The following is a 26,801-nucleotide window of genomic DNA, read 5'->3' as shown; positions in this document are numbered from 1 at the left end:
TATCTCATCAACCGAATTTATTATAGAGCCAAAAAAGAACCTGTCAGCTTATCTCAAGCTTGGACAGGTTCTTTTTGCTATATCTTAATTAATACGTTGAACGTTCTAAAAGTTCGAAATAAGAAATCTTGGAAATATCTACTACATATTCTGATGGTTCTGTAACGTGTAATGCGCCTGCATTTGAATTCTCTTCAACGGCTTCTACTGAAATTTCATTGCCGTTGTCCATATAAAGGACAAGATATTTAGCAGGATTTTCATTTAAATACGTTAGAATCGTTGCTTTATTCATATAGTTTCAACTCCATTTAACTAAAATGTGATATTACCATGTTTGTCTGCTGGTCTGAATAGCATTGTATTGATTGCGCTGATAATCGCGATCACATGTGGAATGCCTGTCCAGAAGAACGCTAAGTGTAAAAGGCCTGAGCCGTTTTTACCTGCGTAGAATCTGTGCACTCCGAAGTTGCCGAGGAACAGTGCAAGTACAATATAAACAATTTTATTTACTTTCATGCTGATTGCTCCTTTCTCCATTTAAGTGATACCTTTATTATGAATGATGAAATACAAACTTTCCAATAATACAAATGTTAAAATAATAAGTGAACAAACAATATAAATGATTGTTAAACTATATAGTGAATGATAATAACTAAACACATAAAGGAGAAAACAATGATTAGACCTGCTAAAACAACTGATAAACGTGCTATTGCAGAATTAACATATATTATCTGGCAAGATATGGAGTTGCCGATTGTAAAACGATTTGATAAATCTCATGTCATTCAATGGCTGGAACAAAGTATTACAAAAATACCTTATCGTTGTTATTACGACAATGTACAAGTTTACGATGTTGAAGGGGAAGTCGCTGGCGTTATTATTACGTATCTTGGTAAAGATGAAATGGATTTAGAAGAAAATTGGTTGAAGTTAGATTTACCAAAAGAAGCGAAAGCAATAGGAACACCTTTACCTTTAAGAGAAGCAAAATCAGATGAGCTATATATCGAAACTGTGGCTGTTTTTCCAAAATATAGAGGAAGAGGAATTGCGACACAGTTAATGGAATCTGTCATCCATCACTCTAAAACATATAAGCTGAGCTTGAGCTGTGATTTAGTAAACACAGGTGCGTTCAGACTTTACGAACGTTTAGGGTTTCATAGTGAAGGTGTGATTGATTTATATGGCCATGATTATTATCACATGGTCATTGAACCTCAAGAAGGATAAAAAAAGAGACTGGAACGAAAAGTTCCAATCTCTTTATCATCATCAAATACCGCCTAATAACGCACTGATATAAATCCCTAATGCATACAGTAAACCAAATACTGTGTTTGTTTTACCTGTTGCTGCCATAGCTGGCATCATTTCAGCAGGTGTATCGTTCTTTTTGAAACGACGAATGGCTTTGATAGGGAACGGGAATGATAACAGTACGAGTAAGTAAAAGATTGAACCGCCAGGTACAAAGAAAACAGTATAAATGACCCATGCATAAGCGATGATGTACATGAGGGCCATGAAGCGGATAGAATTGGCTTTACCTAATAAAATCGGTAATGTTTTGCGTCCGCTTGCTTTGTCTTTGACACGGTCTCGGATGTTATTGGCCATATTAATTAAGCCGATTGTGATAATAATCGGTACACTGATCCATACAGCATAACCTTGTAAGTTATCTGTTTGAATAAAGAACGCGATTAAAATAATAATCAATCCCATAAAGACGCCGGAGAACAACTCTCCAAAAGGTGTCCAAGAAATTGGGAAGGGACCGCCTGTATACAGATAACCGACTGCCATGCACAAGATTCCGATTGGGATTAACCAATAAGAAGATTGTGAAGCGATAAATAAACCGATTAGCGCAGCAATCACATAAAAGGCGATGGCTAAGTTCATCACGAGTTTCGGGCTCATGCCGTTACGTACAATCGCACCGCCGATGCCCACTGATGTATGATCATCAAGACCTTTCTTGAAATCATAATACTCGTTGAACATATTTGTGGCTGCTTGAATTAAAAGACAAGCAAGTAACATCGCTAAAAACAAACTGAACTTAAGATGGTCTTCACTACCTAATAAGAATAACTTTGCTGTCGCTGTACCGACTAATACAGGTACTACAGCTGCAGTTAAAGTGTGAGGACGCATCAACAGCCAATATTTTCGAACGGTTGAAAATTCCTGATATTGTTTTGACATGGTTTCTCCTTCTTAACACTTAAAAATACCAAATTTCAGATTGCGGATTTTAAGACACAAAGATTCTATTATAAATTATCTGCATTCTGATTAATAAATTTATTTTAAGCAATAGAAAGAGAAAGGTCAAATCATGTAAAAATAGTAAATAATAAATGTGCAAATCAAAGTACAGATAAAGATAAAAAATGATACAATGAGATAATGTGATTAAGTAGAATGATGAAAGAAGTGAGATAGATGACTGTAAGTGTCAAGGATGATCAAATTCTCGACGCAATATATGAAAGCCGTGAAAAATGGGTTTCAGTGGAGGTTAAAATCGACCAGCCGACGAACCCAATCATGCTTTTCCAAATGACAGAAGATAAAGCAGATGACCGCTTCTACTTCAGGGAGAATACAGGAGAAACGGCCTTTTTCGGATATAACGCGCTTTTAAAATTTAAAAATGACTATGAAAATAAACAAACCATTTTCCGTGAATGGGAAAATTATAAAAATGATATCGCACTTATCCATCCAGATTCAAACAAACATCACTTAAAAGTGTGTGGAGGTTTCCAATTTTCAAGTCATAAATCAGATGACGAGTGGCGTCAATTCGGCTTGAACCATTTCGTGTTGCCGAAAGTATTAATTACGATGACAGCTTCAGAAACATTCGTCACTTATACAGTATTAAGAGAAGAGTTTAATATAGAAGACCTACATGAACTTGTACAACAAGTTGCAGAAACGAAAGTAGAACCGACACAACCTATTGGGGATGTAGTTCGCAGTGAAGATATCTATAAAGAAGAATGGTTAGAACTTGTACAAGAAGCCATAGATTCTATGAATGACGAAGAAAAAATCGTTTTAGCACGCAGACGTATGATTCGCTTTGATCGACCAATTGATATCGCATATGTGTTAGAAAATGCGATGCACAACGAATCCAACAGCTATATATTCGTAATGCAATCGGAAGGGTCTGTGTTCTTTTCACAAACGCCAGAACAGCTGATGGAAGTCGAAAACCAAGTGTTATCGACGAAAGCAGTTGCAGGGACAATTAAACGTACATCTGATGAAACAGAAGATCAAAAACACGTAGATGCTTTCTTGAAAGATGAGAAAAACTTGCAAGAGCATCATTTTGTGGTGCAAAGTATTCTAGATGATATTGAGCCGTACGTTACAGATGTAGATTATAATAAGCATCCTAAAATCTTAAAAAATGATCATTTGTATCACTTATACACAGAGATTTCAGGAGCGTTAGAAGATAATACCTATATTGGCTTACTAGACCGTCTGCATCCAACACCTGCGTTAGGCGGTTATCCTAAAGAAAAAGCCATGGACTTTATCGAACAAAAAGAGTTCGGAACAAGAGGTCTGTATGGTGCGCCAGTAGGGTATATTGATATGGAAGATAATTGTGAATTTATCGTCGCAATCCGTTCTATGCTGATTAAAAAGAAACAAGCAACTTTATTTGCAGGTTGCGGTATTATTAAGCAGTCTGATCCACAGAGTGAATTAGAAGAAACTACACTTAAATTTACTCCGATGATGAATGCTTTAGGAGTCGAAAATCATGGATAATCATCAAACTTTATTAACCAAACAAGTGTTTACGTTAGCTTCAGAAATCTATGCATACGGCATCAGAGAAGTTGTCATTAGTCCAGGGTCTCGTTCAACACCGCTTGCTTTAGCGTTTGAAGCACACCCAGATATTAAGACATGGATTCACCCAGATGAGCGCAGTGCTTCATTCTTTGCGCTCGGATTGATTAAGGGCAGCAATCGACCTGTTGCTATTTTATGTACGTCAGGAACAGCAGCAACCAACTATACGTCAGCAGTGGCTGAAAGTGATATCAGCAACTTGCCGTTAGTGGTATTAACAAGCGATCGCCCACACGAATTACGTGGCATTGGTGCGCCGCAAACGTTGAACCAGGTCAACATGTTCCAAAACTTTGTACGTCATCAGTTTGATATGCCATTAGCTGATGACACTACAGGTTCAACTGAAGATGTTATTCGTTTCCAAATGCAGATAGCAAGTCAGTATTTTGAAGGACCCAAACGTGGACCTGTACATTTTAACTTGCCGTTTAGAGAACCGTTGACACCAGATTTCGAGATGACAGAATGGTTAACGACTAACGAAAAAGTCATACCTAAATATCAAAAGACAGCTACGGTTGAAGCTATTAAGCCAATCTTGAAGAAAAAACGTGGTTTCGTTATTGTCGGCGATATGCAGCATCAAGATGTGAGAGAGTTGTTACCATTTGCGACGGTCCATGACTTGCCTATTTTAGCAGGTCCGCTTTCAGGTCTGCGTCAATCAGGTCACCCGAATATTATTTCAACGTATGACTTACTATTTCGTGCAGGTTTAGACCCGAAAGATATTGATTTTGTGATTCGTGTCGGCAAACCAGTATTATCTAAGAAATTAAATCAATGGTTGAAAGCTACAGATGCTTATCAAATTGCGGTACAAAACAGTGCGCAGCCAGATGCTTTCCCAACACCGGCAGATATTACATTTGAAATGACACCAAACGACTTCTTCCGTGCACTTGGCGATATTCCGACAGCTTATCGTAAACGTTGGTTATCCCAATGGCAAGATATGGATAGTCGTGCAAAAATCGAAGTGAAAAATTATATCGATCATGCGACAGACGAAGCGGCGAATGTCGGTATCTTATTAGATAAACTTACTAAAGAAGATGCTTTATTTGTCAGCAATTCTATGCCAATTAGAGATGTGGATAATCTATTTGTAAATAGTGAAGCGGAAATCTATGCCAACCGCGGTGCTAATGGTATCGATGGTGTCGTTTCTACTGCAATCGGTATGGCAGTGCATAAGAAAGTGACATTGTTAATCGGTGATTTAGCTTTCTATCATGACATGAACGGTTTGTTGATGGCTAAATTGAATGATATTCATTTAAATATTGTGTTGTTGAATAATGATGGCGGCGGTATATTCTCTTATCTGCCGCAAAAAGAATCAGCAGCGAAATACTTTGAACGTTTATTTGGTACACCGACGCATCTTGAGTTCAAACATGCGGCCATGTTGTATGATTTCAACTATGCCTTAATGGATTCTGTGGAAGATTTTAAATTCACGCCATTATCACAATTAGAATCATACATTTATGAAATTCGTACAGACCGTGAAGACAATCGTCAACAACACCAAATCCTATATCAGAAATTGAGTGATATTGCGAATGTTGAATTATAATTTTTATGACAGTCAAACAAGAGAAAATCATAACTTGCTTGTTTTGTTGCATGGATTTATCAGTGATGCGACATCATTTAGTTCACACATTGACAAACTGACTGAAGCAGCAGCTGTCGTAACGATAGAACTGCCTGGACATGGTCAAGATAACAGCGACAGAACTAAGCAATGGGATTTCGATTTTATTTGCGATGCGTTAGATAATGTACTCGTACAATTTAAAGCTTATGATATCTATTTACATGGCTACTCTATGGGTGGCCGTGCAGCATTGTATTATGCCTTACATGGTCAATTAGACCTAGCAGGTTTGGTTTTAGAAAGTGCTTCACCAGGCATTGCAGATGAAACAGCGCAAAAAGAACGTCAGCAAGTTGATGAAGCAAGAGCTAAAGTATTAGAAATTGCGGGCATTGAAGTGTTTGTGAATGATTGGGAGAAATTACCATTGTTTGCGAGCCAAGCAGAGATGATGACAAAAGAACAACGCCAGAAACATCGTGCAATGCGCTTAGCACAAGATCCAAAAGGTTTGGCGAAAGCACTGCGTGACTATGGCACAGGTCATATGCCGAATTTATGGCCAGAACTTGCGCAACTTCAGCTGCCGGTCTCTCTGATTGTCGGCGAGTATGACGAAAAGTTTGTGGAACTTGCGCATAAGATGCATCAGCAACTTCCAAACAGTGAAGTTCATGTTGTGGAAGGTGCTGGCCATACGGTTCACGTGGAAGAACCAACACAATTTGATATACTAATATTAGGTTTTTTAAATAAGGAGGAGCAAAATGACTAGACAATGGGAAACAATTAAAGAATATGAAGAGATAAAATATGAGTTTTTCGATGGTATTGCTAAAATTACAATCAACCGTCCAGAAGTGCGTAATGCATTCACACCAAAAACGGTTCAAGAGATGATTGACGCATTCTCACGTGCACGCGATGATCAACGTATTTCTGTAATCATCTTAACAGGTGAAGGCGACATGGCATTCTGTTCAGGCGGCGACCAAAAAGTTCGCGGTCACGGCGGATATGTAGGCGACGACCAAATTCCTCGTTTGAACGTATTAGATTTACAACGTTTAATCCGTGTTATTCCTAAACCAGTCATCGCAATGGTTCGTGGATATGCAATCGGCGGCGGCAACGTATTACAAGTCGTATGTGACTTAACAATCGCTGCAGACAATGCAAGATTCGGTCAAACTGGACCTAAAGTCGGTTCATTCGACGCAGGTTACGGTTCAGGTTATTTAGCTCGTATCGTAGGTCACAAGAAAGCGCGTGAAATCTGGTACTTATGCCGTCAATACGACGCACAACAAGCTTTAGATATGGGCTTAGTCAACACAGTTGTACCATTAGACCAAATTGAAGATGAAACAGTACAATGGTGTCAAGAAATCATGCAACATTCACCAACTGCTTTACGTTTCTTAAAAGCAGCAATGAATGCTGATACTGACGGTTTAGCAGGTCTTCAACAAATGGCTGGGGATGCAACTTTACTTTATTACACAACTGATGAAGCGAAAGAAGGTCGTGACGCATTTAAAGAAAAACGTCAACCTGACTTTGATCAATTCCCTAAATTCCCATAATAGATTAATCATTTAGATGAGGTTCTTATTAAGTCTCTCGTGTTCATACCTTTGGGTGTGAAGCGGGAGGCTTTTTATGTCGTTTTTTTACTTATTAGGTAAATAAAAAATGCACGTCCAGCGATTAAAATTATAAAGTGCATGTTAGGATTAATATATTTTTAAAGTCGGCATAACTCTTTATTTTATGTGTATTATTATGTGTTTTATTTTGCGGAGTGAGTTAAACAAATTATATAAAGCAAGCACAAATTTACTTAATAAATAAAACTATTTAATTGACATTCATTATGATGTTGAATATATTTTAAGGTAGAGGTGAAATTATATGAGTAATAGCACAAAGAAGAATTTAGATCACGACTTATGTTTTCTTTTTTATATCACAACAAAAGAAGTGATCAACCGTTTTAACAAGTTTCTGAAACAATACAATATCAGCTTCCCAAATTATATGGTCTTATCTTATATTGAAGATGATGAAGAAGTGTTTGTGAAAACACTTTGCAATAAATTGTTTTTAGATTCAGGGACAATCAGTCCAATTGTAAAGCGCTTAGAAAAGAAGAACTTGGTCATTAGAAAAAGGCTACCTGAAGATGAACGAAAAGTGATGTTAAGTTTAACTGAAGAGGGAAAAGAATTAAAAGCACAATTCAAAAACATTTCAACACAAGTAATTAATCAATTGAATTTAGATTCTGATGAAAAAGAAGATTACTATAACATGATGCGTGGTTTCGCACAAAAGAATCTAAGTCAACCAGAAGTTTAGCCAAGTCAACAAGAAATACTGAGAATAAAGAGGGAATGTTATGCTCATAAGAGAGGATAATTTTTTTAGGGATAATATTAAGATAACTCGCACATTAAAAAGAATAAAAAAGAAAGTGGGGTAGAACTAGCGAACTAGTCTATCTCACTTTCTTAATGATGATTTATTTTACATACTGATTTAAATAATTTTCAAGACGATCCATACCTTCTTTGATGGTATCTAAGTCATAAGCATATGAAATACGAATATGACCTTTACCTGCATCTGTAAAAGCAGAACCAGGTACCATCGCAATATGACCTTTTTCTAAGGCATCGACACAGAAATTAAAGTCATCTTCAATACCGAATGGCGCAAGGCTAGGGAAAATATAAAATGCACCCTCAGGTTCGGCATCAATTTTAAAGCCCATATCAAGTAAATGTTGTTTTAAATAAGCTAAACGTTCTTTGTATGCTTTATTCATTGCTTTTGGTGCATCGATACCATCTGTTAACGCAGCGATACAAGCGATTTGAGCGGGTACATTGGCACAAATCGTATTATAGGCATGCATGAATGTCAATTTCTTTATTAAGTACTCAGGGCCTAGTAAAAAGCCAATACGGATACCTGTAGCTGAATGGGATTTACTTAAACCGCTGATTAATAATAATTGATCACGTAAACCTTCAAATTCCGCAAGGGATGTGTGTTTACCTTTAAAGGTATTTTCAGCATAAATTTCGTCACTTAACACAAAAATTTCGTGTTGTTGTAATTCTTCAGCAATCGCTTCAGCTTCTGTTCTATTTAAAATAACTCCTGTTGGATTGGTAGGGTAGTTTAAAAGAATCGCTTTTGTTTTATCGTTTACATGTGAACGAATTGCTTCAGGCGTAATTTTAAAGTCTGTTTGTGTAGTATCTACATAAACAGGATGACCGCCTAATGTTTCAATCAATGGAATATAGCCTGCATAAATAGGACCAGGAATAATGATTTCATCTCCAGGTTCTAAGATGCTGCGTAAAGCTGTATCAATAGCTTCACTTGCACCATTCGTCACAATAATTTCTTCCTCTGTGTAATCCACATTATAACGAAGGTTGAAGTATTGACGGATGGCACTTCTTGTTTCCATTAAGCCTTTATTATGAGAATAACTCGTTTCATCATTTTCAATCGCTTTAATGTACGCGTCTTTAACCACATCAGGCATAGGGAAGTCAGGTTGACCGATTGTTAAGTTGATACAATCTGGTATATTTTTAATTCGGCTTGAAAATTGTCTGATGCTTGGCGCACGTAAAAATTTAGAATTTGTATTTAAAGATAATTTCACTCTGTTAACACCTCAATTGATTACTGCACTATGTAAGTAAATGCTATCTTATCATATTGTAACACTGAAAACCGTCAAAAAGTCTGAATTGCTTTAATTTTAAGTCGATAATTGTCAAAAGAAAAGTGAGGCAATGTTGATTTGCCTCACAATGCTTTATAATTTAGATTTAAATTTTGATGGTGACTTGAGGTTGATGACTGGATTGGTCCATTTTGCTACAAAGTTTGTGGATAACAGATAGACAATGAGTGCTGTTAAACCAATCAAGTATAGGTAAGTCCACAACGTAACTGGGTCTTGGAAAGGATAAAGTTTAAAGCCTCGAATCAATCCAATCGCAATACCGTGTAACAGATAAATGTACATAGTACGTTGGCCAATATACGTAAACCAATGTAATCCTGAAGGGATTAAGTTCAAGAATGAGAACATCGTGGCACAAATAATGATATAGAGCAATAGACGTTTCAATGGACTATAGACGTCAGGACCATCTAAAGAACTATATGGTGAGCTGCCAAGCAACCAATCAGAATTAATCGGATGAATCATATATACGATATAGAATCCAACTAAAATCAATAATGAAATTGGAATTAACTTCTTATTTCTCAGTAACATCGCTTGATGTTTATTCATTAAGAACCCTAGATAGAAAATAGGGAAGAACACAATCGTTCTTGAATAACTCATATAGCCGTCGATATCAGAAGAGAATCCTGCCAATAAAGACACTATTACAGCAATCGGTAATACGTAATAAGCTTTATAGTTCTTTACAATCACTAAGACAACATGAAAGATAAAGAGCGTAATTAAAAACCATAACGCAAAGACAGGATCAAATGGATCCAACTGCAAGTGACTGCTTTTACCTGTCAGATAATAATAGATTGAGAAGAAACTAAAGAACACAAAATAAGGTACTAATAGTTTTTTCGCAACTTTTTCTAAATGATCCGGCTTACCGATATTTTTCGCAAAGTAACCACTTATAAATAGGAAAGAGGGCATATGGAAACTGTATATTAATAAATACAGTGCACCCATGTGCTTATGTCCTTCTACATAAGGGTTTAATAAATGTCCGAATACCACTAAATAAATTAAAAAGGCACGGGCATTATCAAAATAATAATCTCTATGGGATAGTGATTTATGCATATGTAAACTCCTTTTGAGATTTTAGATAATCTTAACGTATTATACATACCAACTTAAATGCAAGATAAACAACTTTTGCAAGTTAATGTTGTGTATTTTCCGTAAAAAACTTATAATATGTATATTAAAACTAGCGGGGTATAACATCTATGTTTAAACAACTTGAACAACAAATAACACTGACACACAATGATTTGATTATCGTAAATAAACGTTTTGGGCAACGCGCTAATTTAACAACTGAACAAATTGAACTTTTACGAATTTTGAATGAGCATCATAGTTTATCACAATATGATTTAACAATGAAAATCGGAAAGGAACAATCTATTGTTTCAAGATGGATTAAAAAACTCGTCAATTTAGGTTATGTGATCAGTATTCAATCGAACCATGATTTACGTTGTAAAGTATTAAGTGTCACACCGAAATCCGAAGAATTAATCAATCAAATTAATGACGCTCGCCGAGAATGGTTACAAAAACACTGTGAAGAGTTATCCGCTGAAGATGTGGAAACATTATATAACTTACTAGCAAAATTAAATAAAAAAACCTTTTACATTTAAAAAGAATGCGGTATACAGAACTTGTATACCGTATTTTAATGAATAAGGACCTGCAGCATTTTATTATTACGCTGCAGGTCCTTTTCAAATATCAAAATGATAATTTGGATTAAACGCGATAAATATCTGTATCGAAGTATTTACCAGTTTCACCGATTTTATCATACATTTGTTTCATTCTTGTCGCATTGTGGCTTGCCCAGTTGATGTCAGTCGCATATTGATGCGTAGCTGGTTCGCTTGGATTCCAACGCATGCGGTAAAGTGTGTTTTGACCTCTATCTAAGTAGTCGCTTGTGATGAACTTAGCTCCGCCGATAATCGCTTTTTCTACAGTATCCCAGCCGTAGTGTGCTGCTGTTTTGAAGCCGCCACGTACTGCATCTGTGTCAATTGCACCGATACCGAACATATTGTAGTATTTTTTAGGTTCGTTTGTCACAACTTTGTTGGCGTTGTTGACATAACCGCCATTAGCTAAAGCAGATGTACCGTTACCAGTTTCAAGTAAGGCATGTGAGATTAAATAGATTTCATTAATGTCATATGTTTTAGCTGCTTGTGTGAAAGCTGCACCTTGTCCTTCTAAAATACCTTTACCTTCAAGTAATTTGTTTACACTGCTTGCTGAAAGGGCTTGTGCTTTGTCTAAACGTAAGAATTGATATTTTTGTGTCGCATCTTCTGTGATAGTTCTAGGATCCATTGCTGTTCTAACTTCATCTTCAGATGCATCGTCCCATTGACCAGGCACGTGTTGAACTTTAGGTGACCAAGGTAAGTTCATTTGTTTTGCGACTGCTTGATCAAATGAGTAGTCAGAAACATTTGTACGTGTCAATGTATTACGAACATCTGCAGCTTTAACCCAAGCTGTTTGTCCGTTAGCTAAGACACCATGATACCAAGTCACACCATTAACTACTTGTCTTTCGAAAACTGTAATGATGTTACCGAATTGGTCTTTTAATGAACCTAATACTTGGCCATTCGGTGTTTTGTAGTAATAACCTTTATTGCTTGTCACGATATAGTCGTGGTTGTATTTCACAGCTGGTTGTTGTTTTTGTGCTGAAGTTGTCGCAGCTTTAGCTGTTGTTTTAGGTGTTAATGTTTTTTCAGCGACCCAACCAGTTTTACCATTTACAGTACCGTATACATAAGGTGTTTTGTTGACTAAAGTACGTTTAATTGCTTTGAATGTACCATTTTGTTTTGTTAATGGATCAATTAATTGTTTTGCTGTACCCCAAGGTGTTGTGTACAGACCATTTGATTTTGTATTAACGCTGTATTGTTGAGATGTAGGTGTTACAAGACCTTTATCCGCAACTCTTACATCTTTTGCGTTAACCCAACCAAGTGGCGTAGTTAAACCGATATTTTGTAATAGGTAGTATAATGTACCGTCTTGGTTACGTTCTCTAGTGATGTTGTAAGTGTAACCTAAGAATTTCGCAGCTTTCGCACCTTTTTTATCATAAACACTTGCACGTAAACCGTAGTTATCAGATACATATTGACCTAATTTGTTTACTGTAATTGTTTTGTTTAATGGTGCTTTAGTTGTTTGTGTTGCAGCTTTTGTTGTTGCTGGTTTTGAAACTGCTTTAGTTGTTGTAGCTGCTTTTGCAGTAGGTTGAACTTTTTGAGCAGTTGTTTTCGCTACAGATTTTACTGTATTAACAACTTTCTTAGCTGCAGGTTTAACCGCTGTTTTAGTAGTTTTAACTGCAGTAGTTGGTTTAGTTGCTGGTTTAACAACTTTTTTAGTTGTTGTAGTTGCAGGTTTAACTGCAGTTTTAGTTGTTGTTTTCGCAACAGGTTTAGCAGTAGGTTTAACTGCAGTTTTAGTTGTCGTTTTTGCGACAGGTTTTGTCGCTGGTTTCACAGCTTTTTTAGTCGTTGTTGTTTTAGAAGGTGTTGTAGTACTTACACCTTTTACTTGTGTTGTTGGTTTGTTGACTGTTGTTTTAGGTGCAGTGTAGTTAGATAATTTAGCGATATCTACCCAACCAGATTTACCATTTACTGTACCGTATACAAATTGAGTAGGGCTGACTTCTGTTTGTTTAGAAGCTTTAAATGCTTGTGCACCTGTACCTGAAACAGTTGCGACAGCTTGTTTATCAGTACCCCAAGGTGTGCTGTATAATTTAGTGCCTGATTGAACACCATAAGTTTTAGTGTTAGTTGTAACAGGGTGGCCGACTTTGTATGTGATGTCGCCAGTTTGTACCCAACCATAATTTGTACCTTTATTATAATCACTGATTAAGTAGAATGATTTGTCACCTAATAACGCTTTTTTAGTTAAGCGGTATGTTTGGTTATTTAAGTTTGAGTTTTGAACACCAGCTTTATCATAAACTGTTTTATATAAACCGTTGTTAGTGTTGTTGAGACGACCTAGTGAATCTACTGGAATTAATTTTAATTGAGACGTATTTGTGCTAGGTTTAGTTGTTGGTTGAGTCGGTTTTGTTGTTGTATTTGATGCAGTACCCCAAGGTGCGACAACGCCTTCTTTGATTAAATATTTTTCATTGATTAAATCATATAATGCATCATAGTTATAGCCGCGTGATTGTAAGTAACCATGTGGATCGACATGGTCTGTACCACCTAAGAAGTTTGAAACTGCACGGTGAGTCCATACTGTACCACGACCATCATATTCAGCACTATCTGGTTTTAAACCATAATATTGTAGGTTTGTTGCCGCATAGTCAGCGATATTGTTCATTTGACGCGCAAATGAATCTTTATCATGTGTATGCACAAGTTCCATGTGAATGTAACGTTCGTTGGCTACTGGACCAGCACCCCATGCAAGGTAGTCTGTGTTCGCTGTTTCAACAATACGATTACCATCTACGAAACCATGAACAAAGGCATTTTGCCAGTTGTTTTTCATATAAGCAACTTCGTTATTCAATGTTGAATTTTCATTCGCTGTATCATGGATTACGATACCTTCAGGTTTACCATAACGATAATTATATTTAGGAATGTATGAAGAATAATCTTGCTCATACGTTGGTACTTTGTAATTTTGTTGACGAATGTAATCATTGATTGATGATTTCACTGTTGGTTTATATTTTGGTAGTGATGGTTTAGGTGCACTATAAGTTGTTTGTGCAGGTTGCGCAGAACGTGTTGCAGTTTGTGTAGTTTGTGCTGAACGCGTTGCTGTTTGCGTAGGTTGTTGTACTGAACGTGTTGCAGTTTGTGTTGGTTGTTGTACTGAACGGAAAGTCGTTACAGGTTCAGTTGAACGTGCTGCATATGTTGTTGCTTTAGGTTGCTCAACTTTTTGAGGTGTTGTTTGATTTACTGATGTTTGTGCTTCAGGTTGAGAAGCTTTGTTTTGTTCAGATACAACTTGTTTTTGAACAGCTTGTTGTGTTTCTTGAGTTTGTTGTTTATTTGCTTGTTCTTGTTGTTGAGCAGCTTGAGCTTGTCGTTCAGCTAATTTTTGTTGTTCTGTTACCTGCGCATTTTGAGCCTGTGCATTTGTTTGTTCTGTATCTTGTTGTGTAACATTAGCAGGTTGATCAGTTGTATTGTTTTGAGCATCTGCAGTTGGTTGTGCATTTGCTTCATTACTTGGTTCTGCTTGATTATTTAATTGATCAAGTTTAGAATCGTAACTCAAATTCTCATCATTTTCTTTTGGCTGTACTTGTGTAGGGTCTTTGTATTGTTGTGTACCAGCAATAGTTTTAGCTGTATCCTGAGTTGCTTGTTGATTTTGAGCCGTTTGATTACCTGTCGGCTGTTGATTCTGGTTTACATTGCTTGTAGTATTTGTAGGTTCTGAAGTTTCTGAATTACTTTGCGCATATGCTTGGTGCGTTGTAATAGCAGATCCTGCGATTGTTAATGCAATGATTGCTGGGGTTTTGTAATGAAACTTTTTAGACATAAAATGATACTCCTTTTAACAATATATTATTTTGAATATATTACAGTCTGTAGATAAACGTCTGGATTGGTAATTCTGAATTTCCTAGATGTTTGATTCTTAACGTCAGTGAAGTTCAAATCTGTGGGTGACGTTAGAAAATAGATGACTTGATGATGTTATTAACACATTGGTAGTTGTTGAAACGCATTATTAACATTTATCCAGGTCATATCATTTCTACACACAAAGCTACTAGCAGACTGAATGAATATGACACTATGTCAAAACTATGTAATATATCATTTTCATATATTATAATACGACTAAAGTAGGATAGAGAGGTTTTTAATCGATTTGTAATCAAACCTTAATGTGAGTACTCAATTGTTTATAAAGTAAATAGTTACTAAAGGTTACATTAATATGGCTTTTAATCTATAAAAATTGTAAATTTCATAGAAATTATAACGCTTTCGACATTGTTATATGTTCAATATTTTCCTCTAGAAATACGTAGCCCTCGGCTTTATAACCTAGTGATTCATAAAAAGCTTGTGCTTGAATTTGACCATTTAAAACTGCTTTTGAAAATCCATCATTTTTCGCAATTGTTTCAATATATTTCATTAAATCGCGACCAATCCCTTGTTTTCTGTAATCTTTCAAAACTGCAACACGTTCCATTTTTGCAACACCATTGTAATCTCTGTAACGTGCAGTCGCAATAGGGCGTTGGTTATCATCATATCCGATAATATGTTTAGAGACATCTTCGAATTCATCCAATTCATTTTCTAAAGGTACATTTTGTTCATGCACAAAGACTTCGATTCTTACATCAAACACATCTTGCATTTCCTTTTTGCTTTTTGCGATTTTAAACATTTTCATCATCCTCATATTTATTTTTTAGATACGATATAAGCGTACAAAAAAATCGTTACAGATGCATGCATTCATGCGCTGTAACGATTAATTAATTATTGGGCATATTTACGCACAATGGCTGTATATTGCCAGAATATACGCATTTGCGCAATATTCCAGTTATTCATACCCATTGTGAAACCTGATGGTTTAAAGATATTAACGTCAGTCACTTCAAGAGCTGCCGCAATTAAATATTGAATTGGAACACTGATGCTTTTCATGGTTTCAGTAATTCCATTTTGATCATAAACCCAAGAGAAGGGTAGTTCAGATTCGAATACGTCTACACGATCAAAGATTTCAGGCAGGGCAACGATATAACAAGCACCATCAATAAATGGATTTTCAACACTATCTTTATAGTAAAGCAGTAACGCTTCATAATTCTCTCTATGCGCATGGTTCACATAGAAGAATTCATTTCTGAAATGTGCCATATCTTTACTGTGGATGATTTGTTGCTCTAAAATACCGAACATTCCATTGATATTATTTAATTTCTCATAGGTTTTACGTGGCATACGTTATCGCTCCTCTTTCTAATAAAAGTCTTGACCAGAAGGCGCTTGTTGCTGCGCTGGGTTATTATTCATATTCGGATTTTGTTGATTACCTGGGTTCTGATTTTGATTAAAGCCGTTATTTGGATTTTGTTGGTTATTCCACTGTTCATTACCCGAATTATCGTATTGTTGATTATTATTTGATTGTTCATCTTGAGATTGGTCATCAGATTCTTCATCTTCAGTCGTATCTTTTTGATTTTCTCTTAATAAACTGTCATCAATTGGTGTTAATGGTATTAACTCACCATATTGTTTGATAACGCGTTCGTTTAAGAATTCATCTTTATCTTTGATTTTAGATAGACCTAAATCCGAACGTAGTAAGTTCGCATATTTCTTGATGCTTTTGATATCTGGATTGTAATAATAGATACCATTAAGTAATTCGTTATCTCCTTCGATTTGGGCTGTTTTAATATCTAAATCAGCTGGAAGGTAAGTCGTAAGTAATTTTTGGATATCTTTGTTTGAAAGGTTATGTTTTGAGTTTTTACCTACAATTTTAATTAAGTTATCAAGTTTGTTTACTTTATCTAATTTTTGCGCTTTTGTTGCGAGGATTTTAATTAAATCCATTTGACGTTGTCCTCGTTTTAAATCGGAATCATGATATCTTGTTCTAGCTACAGCTAATGCTTGATCGCCATTTAATTTATGATAGCCTTTTTTGACTTTAATACGACCATCATCGCCTGTATTCGGCTCATTTAAATTGTATGGCACATCATAATAAATACCGCCAAGTTCATCAACAGCTTGTACGAAAGCGTCCATATCAATACGTACATAGTAATCGACTGGTACATTTAATGTAGCTTCTACTGCATCCATTGAAGCATTCGGTCCACCAAATGCATGCGCATGTGTGATTTTATCAAAGTAACCGACTTTAGGAATATAACTGATAGTGTCTCGTGGAATACTTAACATTCTGACCTGTTTCTTATCAGGATTGAATGTTGAAAGAATCATTGCGTCTGTGCGTGACTTCTCAGTGGCTTGACCGCCTTCTCGTCTGCCTTTGTTATCATCTATTCCTAAAAAAAGTATAGAAATCGGCTCCTTTGCAGGATTGACTTTACCATCACGTAAATTCGATACTCTATTGGAATTATCGCTGAACGATGAATCGATTGCGCTTCTAGAAGTTTTATATAACATCACTGCGAAAATAATAGGAATAATGACCAGGACGAGTGAAAGAAGTATTAAAAAATACTTGAAAATTTTATTCATTAGTCTTGCTCCCGGTTTCAATTTTAAGATGTAGCAATCCTATAAATAGGCAGCTAATGCACCGCTCATGGATTGCCGATAATTTTGCTCATTATAACCATATATTTTAATACTAATATGGCTAAATTACAAACTTTGTATCCCACTTATTATTTCACAAAACAGCAGATTACTAAAGATAAATCAGAAAAACTTCTAATAAATTACATCACTCGTTTGACTGTGCTGAATGATGATTAACGATTATTAAAGCAATCACTACAAATAAACCGCCGATTACTAAGCTGAAAGTAAATTTCTCATGTAACCAAATAATAGAGAAAATTGTTGAAGAAACTGGGACTAAAAATAAGAAGCTGCTTGCGACTGTAGCTCCACCGATACGAAGACTTAAAAACCACAAGCCGAACGATCCGATAGATGCTGGGATAATAAGCCATATTAAATTAAACCAGCCAAAAAAGCTTAAGTCGAAAATATGGTAATGTTCATTGGAAACAGCAGAAATAATCAACATGATAAACCCGCCGATAAATAGTTGCCAACCTGTGAGGACCCATGGCCCTTTATCGAAAGCAACCATTTTAGTGACTACTGTATTGACAGCCCAACATAAAGATCCTAAGAGTGCATAAAATGCACCGATACCTAAAGTTGATTTATCTAACCCTAAACAGATTACTACACCTGTAATACCTAGAAATAATGCTAATACTTTTAATTTTGTCAATTTATCATTTAATAGAAAATGGGCTAAAAAAGCTAACCATAAAGGGTTTGTAAATAAAATGATAGATGACATTGAAGATGACAATCCTTTAGCCATTGATAAATTTAAAAAGCCCATTGTACCAGCTGTTTGCAGTAAGCCAATAACAATGACAAGGGTTGTTCCTTTAGTAATGTTTTGATTAGAAGCGGGCACGAGCGGGCGCCAACCACGAAAAACAAGGGTGATTAATAACATAAGTAGACCTGCGATTAAAAAACGCCATCCGCCAATATAAAATGGAGGTGTAACATCAACGGATATTAAATATTTTCCTGTAGGAAACGAAGACCCCATAAAAATTGTTGTGAAAATTATACTGAAAAGAAACGTATGTTTAGAACTTAGCTTTTCCATGGTATATTTCCTCACTTTCATTTAAAAAAATTAGAAAAAATTATACAATAATTGTAAGTATAAATCTCTATTAGGGATATTGTTTATCTCTAATGTATAAATTAAAACTTTAAGGATGGTGTGTCAATATGAAATTATCATCAGGATGGGAACAATCTATCTATGTTTTACTTATATTAAATGAATTACCTGACGGAAAAAGTATCAATTCACTTGCTTTAAGCGAGCGATTAAATACTTCACATTCATATTTAAAGAAAATTATTAAGTTACTCGTAAATGAAGGACTGATTATTTCAACGCCAGGTAAAAATGGTGGGTTTTCATTAGAAAAACCTCTAGAAGAAATTGCATTTTATGATGTGTTCATGGCAATAGAAGGCAGAGGAAAAATATTCGCGAGCCAACACTTGTTACGTAATTTTTTAGGTGAAAATGAAGGTGAAAAAGCACAAAAATGTGCGGTAACTGAATCATTAACAATTATTGAGGAAACTTTAATAAATACTTTAACTAGTATTACACTTGAAAATGTATCAAAAGATATAAAAAACCATTATGATTTAACAGAACTTCAGTCTTGGGTCAGTGAGAATATTTAGTCCAGAGATGTATGTCAATCTGAAAAACATAAGTTATAATAAAACTATTGAAGTGAAGTAATAATATCTATTATTGAGGGCTATTGACTTATAGTAGATTTAAATCATAGAGAGGAGCATAAGTAAGTATGAAATTGAATTGGGAAAACAAGATAGATGAAAGTTTAGTTTCAGCGTTTTATAAAGATCAAACTGAAAATATTAAAAATGAAGGATTTGAAGACACACTCGCTTTTGGTACAGCAGGTATCAGAGGGTTAATCGGTTTAGGACCTGGCCGTTTAAATGCCTTTACAGTGCGTAAAGTTGCGGTAGGTTTAGCTAAATATTTAAGTGAACACAAACCTGAATCATTAGTCGTGATTTATTTTGATACACGTTTCTTATCAGAAGAATTCGCACATGAAATTGCAGCAGTACTAGCACAATATGAAGTGAAAGCTGTAGTAGGCAAACGTTATAATTCTACACCTGAATTATCATTTGCGGTACGTTATTTAGAAGCAGATGCAGGTGTTATGATTACAGCGAGTCATAATCCTAAAGAATATAATGGAATTAAAATTTATGGTGCAGACGGCGGTCAATTATTGCCTCAACCTTCTGAGATGTTGAGTAGTTATATTAATCAAATTGATGATCCATTAGACATTGAAGGCGGAAATTTTGAAGAAGGACTAAACAATGGCTTCATTACACACTTATCAGAGGATGTTACAGAAGCTTATAAAGCAGAAGTAATTAAATTAGTTGATTCAATTCCAACGCAAACTGAAAAAATTGTGTTAACTAGTTTACATGGTACAAGTCTACCAATTCTATCCGAAATCTTTGAAAAATTAAATTACAGCAATTATGTCATCGAAAAAGAACAGTCACAACCTGACGGCAGCTTCCCGACAGTTGCTTATGCGAACCCAGAAGAAGAACAAGCCTTTACGTATAGTTTACGTTTAGCGGATCAAGAAGATGCCCAATTGATTTTAGCAACGGATCCTGATGCTGACCGCTTCGGCATGATTGAACGCTACAAAGATGGCACACACCGTTACTTCAACGGTAATGAAATCGGCTTAATCTTATTAAAATTACGTTATGACCAATTAAAAGCAGAAGGTACAAACCAACCGTTATACATGGTGAAATCTATTGTCAGCAGTGCAGCAAGTGATCGCTTAGCACAAGCATTAGACTTAGAAAGTAATACAGTTTTAACAGGATTCAAATTTATTTCTGAAATTCTTCAAAACAAACAAGATACTGATGAACAATTGGTATTAGGTTATGAAGAAAGCCATGGTTATCTAGCAGCACCATTCTCAAGAGACAAAGATGCGATTCAAATGATTCCATTAGTGGTTAAATACAAAAATGAATTAGCCCAACAAGGTAAAACGTTTAAAGGTGTCTTAGATGAAGTTTATGCTTTGACAGGTATCTTCAAAGACAAAACGATTTCACCTAAATTTGAAGGTGCTTCAGGCAGACAAAAAATAAATGATTTACTTGAAAGTTTCAGAAAAGAACAACCAGATACATTACTTGGGCTAAAAGTGAAACAAATTGAAGATTATCAAACGAAGACCATTACAGATTTAGTCAATCATCAAACAGTGGAAACAACATTACCACAAAGCAACTTAATCCGCTTCATTTTAGATGAAGGCTTTATCGCGTTAAGACCTTCAGGTACAGAACCTAAAATCAAAGTGTACTTCTCATTGAATGTTGAAGATTTAGAAGCTGTTGTTACACAATTTGAACAAACGTATTTGGATTAATAAAAATGAATTAAACTAACAAGAAAGACATATCGATAAAAGAGGAAATGAATGAATAGAAGAATAAAGAACGGCATTATCTTTGTCGTTGTAGTTACGTTGTTGGTTGGTGTATTTTCGGTTTATTTAAATTGGAAACATCATCAAAGCTATAGTCAGCATCAACTACCGAAAATAAGTGGAAACGCACAGTCAAAAGAAAAAGCAAATTACTATACTGTAATGAAAGATAATGCAGTAGACCCTAAAATTGATGCATATTTAAAAGGAAAAGGTTTTAACGGTACAATTACGATTTTTCATAAGGGTCAGTTAATTATGGACAAAGCGTATGGCTATCAAAATTTTGAAGAGAATAAGAAAAGTACACCGAACTCTATGTATTTGATCGGTTCTTCTCAAAAGTTCACAACAGGCTTATTATTGAAACAATTAGAAAGTGAAGGCAAAATAAATATTAATGACCGATTGGATAAATATTTGCCGTGGTTTAAAACAGAGCAACCCCTTTATTTGAAGGATTTAATGCTGCATCGAAGCGGTTTAAAGAAATTTACTGGCAGCAATACAGCACACAGTAATGAAGATGTTGCGAAAGAGTTACAGCGTGCAGGCATTCAGCCGGGTAAATATCATAAACATCAATATAATGATGGGAACTACATTATATTGTCTGATGTTATCCAAAAAGTGACACACAAGTCATTTGATCAATACTTTGATGAAAAATTAAAAAATCCGAACCAATTATATAGAACAGCTTTCTATAATGAAACACAATATCAACCCTTTATGGCACAAGGTTACAATGCTGAAAAACAACCGATGACTTTAAAATTTATGGACCATTACTACGGTGCAGGTAATTTGTTTATGTCAACGAGAGATATGGCAAAGCTGATCGCAAACTTGCAAGAAAATAAAATCTTATCTCCAAAAGATACGGAAGGGTTATTATACGAATTACACACACCAACTTACAATGAACCTTATCGTTACGGCTTTTATAGTTATGATAATGGTAATCGTGTTAATGGTATGTTTTTCGGTCATCAAATGACCAGCTATTTTAACAAAGATTATATCGTGGTAATGGGAACGAACTATCAATATCCGAAATACGTTAATGAACACTATATAAAAGATATTTTTGTGAAACAATTACATCAGCCAGATCCAACTAAAAAAAGCAGAGTCATTTGATTTAAACCGTTTTTTAATATCAAAACAAAAACGATATCAAATCAACTAACGTATCATTTCAAGACGTGACATCAAGTGAAGAGGACAACAATGAAGAGAAAACTAATAAAGATAATGATATTTATACTAATGGTCGCACTTATAGCCGGTGTGATAACTTATTATTTAAATTGGAAACATTTTCAACAATACGGACATCATCATAACCTTTTGAAAACTAAAGATAATCATCCATCAGTTCAAGTTGGAAGTTATAAAACTGTAATGAATGAAAAGAATGTGCGCTATACAGCCATTGATGAATATTTGAAAAAACAAAAGTTCAATGGTGATATTGTGATATATTACCAAGGTAAACTCGTGATGGATAAAGGATATGGTTATCAAGACTTTATCAATCGTAAAAAGACGAATCCTAATTCAATGTATTTGATTGGGTCAGCGCAAAAGTTTATGACAGGTATGATGCTTAAAAAGTTAGAAACAGAAGGTAAACTCAACATCAACGATGAAGTGACAAAATATCTACCTTGGTTTCAAACCAATGAACCTTTGATTCTGCGTGATTTTATGCTGCATCAAAGCGGTATACAAATGTTTCGCCCGAAAACGAATATCCATAGTATAGATGGAGCAGTTCATATGTTGCAGGAACAAGGGTTGCAGCCGGATATGTTTAGAAAGCATCAATATAATGATGCGAATTATATTGTGTTAGCGCGGGTGATTGAAGCGGTCACTAAGATGTCATATGCAGATTATTTCAATCAAAACTTTGTACAACCATATGAATTGAACCAAACAGCCTTTTACAATAACACTGCTTATAAACCTTATATGGCTAAAGGCTATAATGAATTGAAAATACCAGAGTTTCCTGCATACATGGATCAATATTATGGGGCAGGTAATTTGTATATGGCACCTAGAGACATGGGGAAATTTGTCTTAGCATTACAAAATCAGAAGATGTTTAATGCACATACTACAAATCAACTCTTACATGAAGTGAACACCAAAGAGTTTCCACATGCATATCGTTATGGCTTTTACAGTTTTGGTCAGAGTGCGCGCGCAAATGGTATATTTTATGGGCAACAATTTACTTGCTACTTCAATAAGGATTATATATTAGTGATGGGCACTAACTATCAAAAACCAGTTGGTAAGAATGAAACATTAATGAAAAAGATTTTTATGGATTATCTGAAACAACCAGATCCTACTAAAAAAGCAAAACAGTAGAATAAAAAAGTGAAGTAATAGACTGTTTCATCTACAGTGATATGTAGAGCGAGACAGTCTATTTTGTTTGGAAACAATTTCTCAAATAAAGAGAAAACAATATATTTAAATGTATAATAACACAAAATATTGGGAATAATTTAAATAATTCATGGCGTAACGGGTATATAAATACAAGGAGGAATCGATATGCAGAAAAAAATGCTTTCTTTATTAGTCGCTTCCGGTTTAGTACTTGCTGCATGTGGGCAAGGCGGATCAAGCGATGAAAACAAAAATGATTCAGAACAAAAAGCCAATCCAGACCAAAAACAAAAAGGTGATACTTCTGGTACAAGCGAGACTGGTAAAAACAGTAACGTTATTAAACTAGGAGATATTAAAACTCAACCTGAAGATGCAGTAAAAACTGCTAAGAAAGAATATGATGGTGAATTAAAAGAAATCTCATTTGAAAAAGAACAAGGCAAATGGGCATATAAAATTGATTTACAAAAACAAGGTGAAGAAGGAGAAGTTATCATCAACAGTAAAGATGGTAAAGTCATGAATAAATCAACTGAAAAAGAAGATGATTATGACAAAGCAAAATCATTCAAATATGAAGACTTCAAACCTTATGATGAAATCATCAAAAAAGCGAAAGACAACTTCAATGGTGATATCCATGAATGGTCATTATCAAGAGATAGTGACGAAGGTAAATTCGTTTACGATGTAGACTTACAAAAAGGCAACTCTAAACAAGAGTTCAGCTTGGATGCGAAAACAGCTAAAATTTTAAAAAATGAAAAAGATGACTAATCTTTAAATACGAAATGGACTACTTAGGTTAATGCCTAGGTAGTCTTTTTTTTTACGTCAAAATGAAAGGGAATTCATTCAAATCTTTAAAGCGCTGTCAATTTTATGTAGATTATGTAACTTATTTGTCATAAATCGCTTGAAACAACTATAATTTTTAAAATTTGAATTGACTAGTACGAGTTAAAAAGTTACATTATTATTGTGAACAAAAACGAACAATAACGAACATAAAAAGCTGCGATAATTTTTTATATGTTCATGTTGTATCGTTGGCGTTGATAATTGTAAAATACACATTTTAATTCAACCTAAGGGGGAAACACCATGAGCAACAAAGAAGAAAACATGATGATTGGTTTCACAATCGTTGCGATTGCAGGTGATGCACGTCGAGAAGTAATGGCAGCTTTAGCCGCTGCTAAAGAAAACGATTTTGAACAAGCACGTCAACACATTGTTGAAGCCAACAACTTTATCACAGAAGCACATAAGGAACAAACGCAAATGTTAGCGAAAGAAGCAGCAGGAGAAGCATCTGATATTAGTTTTATCATGGTTCACGGTCAAGACCATTTGATGACTACAATGGCTTTGAGAGACGCAGCAAACTACATGATTGACTTATATGAACAACTCCGTGATTTAAAACACTAATAAGCAGGTGACAGCATGAATAAAATTATTAAAATGATTGAAAAAATGAAACCTTTCTTTGAAAAGATTGCATCTAACCCGTATTTAACTGCAATCCGTGATGGTTTCGTAGCTTTAATGCCAGTCGTTTTATTCTCATCTTTATTTATCTTGGTAGCTTATGTACCAAACGTATGGGGATTCCACTGGCCTAAAAATATTGAAGACATCATCATGAAAGTTTATAACTTCACGATGGGTATGTTAGCCGTCTTCATGGCAGGTACTGTAACTAAATCACTTACCGACAACAGAAACTTGAAATTACCTAAAACGAACCAAATCAACGTAATTTCAACTTTCGTAGCTGCTGAAGCTTCGTTATTAATCTTAGCAGTTAAACCAATCAAAGATGGTATCAGCATTGAATTATTAGGTACTAAAGGATTAATCGCAGCATTCTTAGTCGCATTCATCGTGCCGAACATCTATAAATTCTGTATTGGTAGAAACATCACAATCAAAATGCCTCCGCAAGTTCCAGGTAACATCGCGCAAGCATTTAAAGACATGATTCCATTCGCACTTTCAGTAACATTCTTCTGGATCGTTGATATTGTCGTTCGTGCATTATCACACGGTAACACAGCAGAATTGGTAACTACATTGTTATCTCCATTATTCAGAGCAGCAAACGGTTACTTAGGATTCGCGATTATCTTTGGTTTCATGGCATTCTTCTGGTTTATCGGGGTTCACGGTCCTTCAGTAGTTGGTCCGGCAGTAATCGCGATTATGTACAACAACCAAGTAGAAAACTTACGTTTATTCAGAGCGGGTGAACATGCGCATTACGCATTAACTCAATCAACACAAGACTTCGTAGCATTAATTGGTGGTACAGGTGCAACTTTATTAGTACCTTATATCTTCATTTTCCTATGTAAGTCCCCTGAATTAAAAGCGGTGGGTAAAGCTTCGGTTATCCCGACTACATTCGCCGTTAACGAACCATTATTATTTGGTGCACCGATCATCTTGAACCCAGTGTTCATGGTTCCATTCATTATCACACCAATTTTAAACTCTTGGATTTTAAAATTCTTCGTAGATAATCTTGGAATGAACGGATTTATGCACTTCTTACCATGGCCAACACCAGGTCCAATCGGTATCTATATGGCGTCTAACTTCTCAGTATTATCATTATTATTAATCGCCATTATCTTAGTATTAGACTTTACAATTTGGTTCCCGTTCATCAAAGCTTATGACAAATTAAAACTTGATGAAGAACATGAAATTGAATTACAAAAAGCTGCAGCTGCTACAGCTGGCGGCGGAACTGCTGCACCAATTGAAGTTGAAGAAAACACTCCAGACTTCAATTCTCGTGAACATACAAACGTATTAGTTGTATGTGCCGGCGGTGGTACAAGTGGTATCTTAGCAAACAGCTTAAACAAATATGCGAAAGAAAATGACATTCCGTTAGAAGCAACAGCGCGTGCTTACGGTCAAGATATGGACTTAATCAAAGATATGGACATCGTAATCTTAGCACCACAAATGGATGCGATGAAAGATGAAATGAGAAAATATACTGATCAATACGGTGCTGTATTAGTACCAACAACTGGTAAGCAATACATTGGCTTAACTCGTGATGGAGAAGGCGCAATGAAATTGATTTTCGAAAAAATCAACGAAAAATAAGCAATAATTTAATGTAAGACACACACTTAGCCCCTTGTCGCATTTACACACGACATCTTAAGTATCTACACAAGCGGCAAGGGGCTCCATTTGTGTGTGAT

At 35.4% G+C, this 26,801-nt stretch carries 24 protein-coding genes; 14 read left to right on the top strand and 10 right to left on the bottom strand.

Annotated features, from left to right (window positions below; translation table 11 throughout):
• Positions 1–88 precede the first annotated feature (88 nt).
• Complete coding sequence (locus HMPREF2937_RS07850) at positions 89–295, bottom strand: hypothetical protein (RefSeq protein WP_002480451.1); 207 nt, start codon at positions 293–295, stop codon at positions 89–91.
• A gap of 20 nt (positions 296–315) precedes the next feature.
• On the bottom strand, positions 316–522 hold the full coding sequence (locus tag HMPREF2937_RS07845) for a TM2 domain-containing protein (RefSeq protein WP_002480452.1): 207 nt from the start codon (positions 520–522) through the stop codon (positions 316–318).
• Between the two features lie 162 nt (positions 523–684).
• Between HMPREF2937_RS07845 and HMPREF2937_RS07840 the strand changes: the two genes are divergently transcribed.
• Positions 685–1,248 carry a GNAT family N-acetyltransferase gene (locus HMPREF2937_RS07840; RefSeq protein ID WP_070864346.1) on the top strand — a complete coding sequence of 188 codons (564 nt, stop codon included), beginning with the start codon at positions 685–687 and terminating at the stop codon, positions 1,246–1,248.
• A gap of 42 nt (positions 1,249–1,290) precedes the next feature.
• Here the strand turns inward: HMPREF2937_RS07840 and HMPREF2937_RS07835 are convergent, their stop codons facing one another.
• On the bottom strand, positions 1,291–2,229 hold the full coding sequence (locus tag HMPREF2937_RS07835) for a 1,4-dihydroxy-2-naphthoate polyprenyltransferase (protein ID WP_002480454.1): 939 nt from the start codon (positions 2,227–2,229) through the stop codon (positions 1,291–1,293).
• Positions 2,230–2,469: 240 nt separating this feature from the next.
• On the opposite strand from HMPREF2937_RS07835, the gene HMPREF2937_RS07830 reads away from it, so the two are divergent.
• The 5 genes from HMPREF2937_RS07830 to HMPREF2937_RS07810 all read left to right on the top strand — a co-directional run bounded on the left by HMPREF2937_RS07830 (position 2,470) and on the right by HMPREF2937_RS07810 (position 7,879).
• Positions 2,470–3,822 carry an isochorismate synthase gene (locus HMPREF2937_RS07830; protein WP_070864345.1) on the top strand — a complete coding sequence of 451 codons (1,353 nt, stop codon included), beginning with the start codon at positions 2,470–2,472 and terminating at the stop codon, positions 3,820–3,822.
• Positions 3,815–5,494 (top strand): 2-succinyl-5-enolpyruvyl-6-hydroxy-3-cyclohexene-1-carboxylic-acid synthase, encoded by a 1,680-nt coding sequence (menD, locus tag HMPREF2937_RS07825; protein ID WP_070864344.1) that lies wholly within the window; start codon positions 3,815–3,817, stop codon positions 5,492–5,494. The genes HMPREF2937_RS07830 and menD overlap by 8 nt, the downstream gene beginning before the upstream one ends.
• Positions 5,481–6,293: a 2-succinyl-6-hydroxy-2,4-cyclohexadiene-1-carboxylate synthase gene (menH, locus tag HMPREF2937_RS07820; RefSeq protein ID WP_070848512.1), complete on the top strand. Its 813-nt coding sequence runs from the start codon at positions 5,481–5,483 to the stop codon at positions 6,291–6,293. Before menD ends, menH begins: the two co-directional genes overlap by 14 nt.
• Positions 6,286–7,104 (top strand): 1,4-dihydroxy-2-naphthoyl-CoA synthase, encoded by an 819-nt coding sequence (gene menB / locus HMPREF2937_RS07815; RefSeq protein ID WP_002480458.1) that lies wholly within the window; start codon positions 6,286–6,288, stop codon positions 7,102–7,104. Before menH ends, menB begins: the two co-directional genes overlap by 8 nt.
• A 328-nt stretch (positions 7,105–7,432) precedes the next feature.
• Complete coding sequence (locus HMPREF2937_RS07810) at positions 7,433–7,879, top strand: MarR family winged helix-turn-helix transcriptional regulator (protein ID WP_002480459.1); 447 nt, start codon at positions 7,433–7,435, stop codon at positions 7,877–7,879.
• Between the two features lie 163 nt (positions 7,880–8,042).
• On the opposite strand, the gene HMPREF2937_RS07805 is transcribed toward HMPREF2937_RS07810, so the two are convergent.
• Both HMPREF2937_RS07805 and HMPREF2937_RS07800 read right to left on the bottom strand, forming a co-directional pair.
• A complete protein-coding gene (locus tag HMPREF2937_RS07805; RefSeq protein WP_070864343.1) occupies positions 8,043–9,206 on the bottom strand; it encodes an aminotransferase class I/II-fold pyridoxal phosphate-dependent enzyme in 1,164 nt (387 codons plus the stop codon).
• Positions 9,207–9,362: 156 nt separating this feature from the next.
• Positions 9,363–10,373 (bottom strand): acyltransferase family protein, encoded by a 1,011-nt coding sequence (locus HMPREF2937_RS07800; RefSeq protein ID WP_002480461.1) that lies wholly within the window; start codon positions 10,371–10,373, stop codon positions 9,363–9,365.
• A 149-nt stretch (positions 10,374–10,522) separates the two neighbouring features.
• On the opposite strand from HMPREF2937_RS07800, the gene HMPREF2937_RS07795 reads away from it, so the two are divergent.
• Entirely contained in the window at positions 10,523–10,942 is a 420-nt protein-coding gene (locus tag HMPREF2937_RS07795) for a MarR family transcriptional regulator (RefSeq protein WP_002480462.1), read from the top strand.
• A gap of 109 nt (positions 10,943–11,051) precedes the next feature.
• Here HMPREF2937_RS07795 and HMPREF2937_RS07790 read toward each other — a convergent pair whose 3' ends face one another.
• From HMPREF2937_RS07790 to HMPREF2937_RS07770, 5 genes are all read right to left on the bottom strand, one after another.
• Positions 11,052–14,873: an N-acetylmuramoyl-L-alanine amidase gene (locus HMPREF2937_RS07790; protein ID WP_070864342.1), complete on the bottom strand. Its 3,822-nt coding sequence runs from the start codon at positions 14,871–14,873 to the stop codon at positions 11,052–11,054.
• Positions 14,874–15,317: 444 nt separating this feature from the next.
• Positions 15,318–15,740: a GNAT family N-acetyltransferase gene (locus tag HMPREF2937_RS07785; protein WP_070864341.1), complete on the bottom strand. Its 423-nt coding sequence runs from the start codon at positions 15,738–15,740 to the stop codon at positions 15,318–15,320.
• A 95-nt stretch (positions 15,741–15,835) separates the two neighbouring features.
• Complete coding sequence (locus HMPREF2937_RS07780) at positions 15,836–16,306, bottom strand: DUF2538 family protein (protein WP_002480465.1); 471 nt, start codon at positions 16,304–16,306, stop codon at positions 15,836–15,838.
• 18 nt (positions 16,307–16,324) lie between these two features.
• On the bottom strand, positions 16,325–17,587 hold the full coding sequence (locus HMPREF2937_RS07775; RefSeq protein WP_002480466.1) for an LCP family protein: 1,263 nt from the start codon (positions 17,585–17,587) through the stop codon (positions 16,325–16,327).
• Between the two features lie 208 nt (positions 17,588–17,795).
• On the bottom strand, positions 17,796–18,713 hold the full coding sequence (locus HMPREF2937_RS07770) for a DMT family transporter (protein ID WP_070864340.1): 918 nt from the start codon (positions 18,711–18,713) through the stop codon (positions 17,796–17,798).
• Between the two features lie 128 nt (positions 18,714–18,841).
• Here HMPREF2937_RS07770 and HMPREF2937_RS07765 point away from each other — a divergent pair, with 128 nt between their 5' ends.
• The 7 genes from HMPREF2937_RS07765 (at position 18,842) to HMPREF2937_RS07735 (ending at position 26,700) form a co-directional block, all read left to right on the top strand.
• A complete protein-coding gene (locus HMPREF2937_RS07765) occupies positions 18,842–19,315 on the top strand; it encodes an RrF2 family transcriptional regulator (protein WP_070864339.1) in 474 nt (157 codons plus the stop codon).
• A gap of 128 nt (positions 19,316–19,443) precedes the next feature.
• Complete coding sequence (locus HMPREF2937_RS07760; protein WP_070864338.1) at positions 19,444–21,096, top strand: phospho-sugar mutase; 1,653 nt, start codon at positions 19,444–19,446, stop codon at positions 21,094–21,096.
• Between the two features lie 51 nt (positions 21,097–21,147).
• Entirely contained in the window at positions 21,148–22,299 is a 1,152-nt protein-coding gene (locus tag HMPREF2937_RS07755) for a serine hydrolase domain-containing protein (protein ID WP_070864337.1), read from the top strand.
• 90 nt (positions 22,300–22,389) lie between these two features.
• On the top strand, positions 22,390–23,544 hold the full coding sequence (locus tag HMPREF2937_RS07750) for a serine hydrolase domain-containing protein (protein ID WP_070864336.1): 1,155 nt from the start codon (positions 22,390–22,392) through the stop codon (positions 23,542–23,544).
• A 189-nt stretch (positions 23,545–23,733) separates the two neighbouring features.
• On the top strand, positions 23,734–24,348 hold the full coding sequence (locus HMPREF2937_RS07745) for a PepSY domain-containing protein (protein WP_070864335.1): 615 nt from the start codon (positions 23,734–23,736) through the stop codon (positions 24,346–24,348).
• Between the two features lie 327 nt (positions 24,349–24,675).
• Positions 24,676–25,005, top strand: a complete 330-nt coding sequence (locus tag HMPREF2937_RS07740) for a PTS lactose/cellobiose transporter subunit IIA (RefSeq protein ID WP_002480473.1) — start codon at positions 24,676–24,678, stop codon at positions 25,003–25,005.
• 15 nt (positions 25,006–25,020) lie between these two features.
• Positions 25,021–26,700, top strand: a complete 1,680-nt coding sequence (locus tag HMPREF2937_RS07735; RefSeq protein ID WP_002480474.1) for a PTS lactose transporter subunit IIBC — start codon at positions 25,021–25,023, stop codon at positions 26,698–26,700.
• Positions 26,701–26,801: the final 101 nt, after the last annotated feature.

The sequence above is a fragment of the Staphylococcus sp. HMSC061G12 genome (assembly GCF_001838465.1).
In the GTDB taxonomy this organism is placed as follows: domain Bacteria; phylum Bacillota; class Bacilli; order Staphylococcales; family Staphylococcaceae; genus Staphylococcus; species Staphylococcus simulans.
The sequence above is the reverse complement of the archived record's forward strand: the minus strand, read 5'-3'. Positions and strand labels throughout refer to the sequence as shown.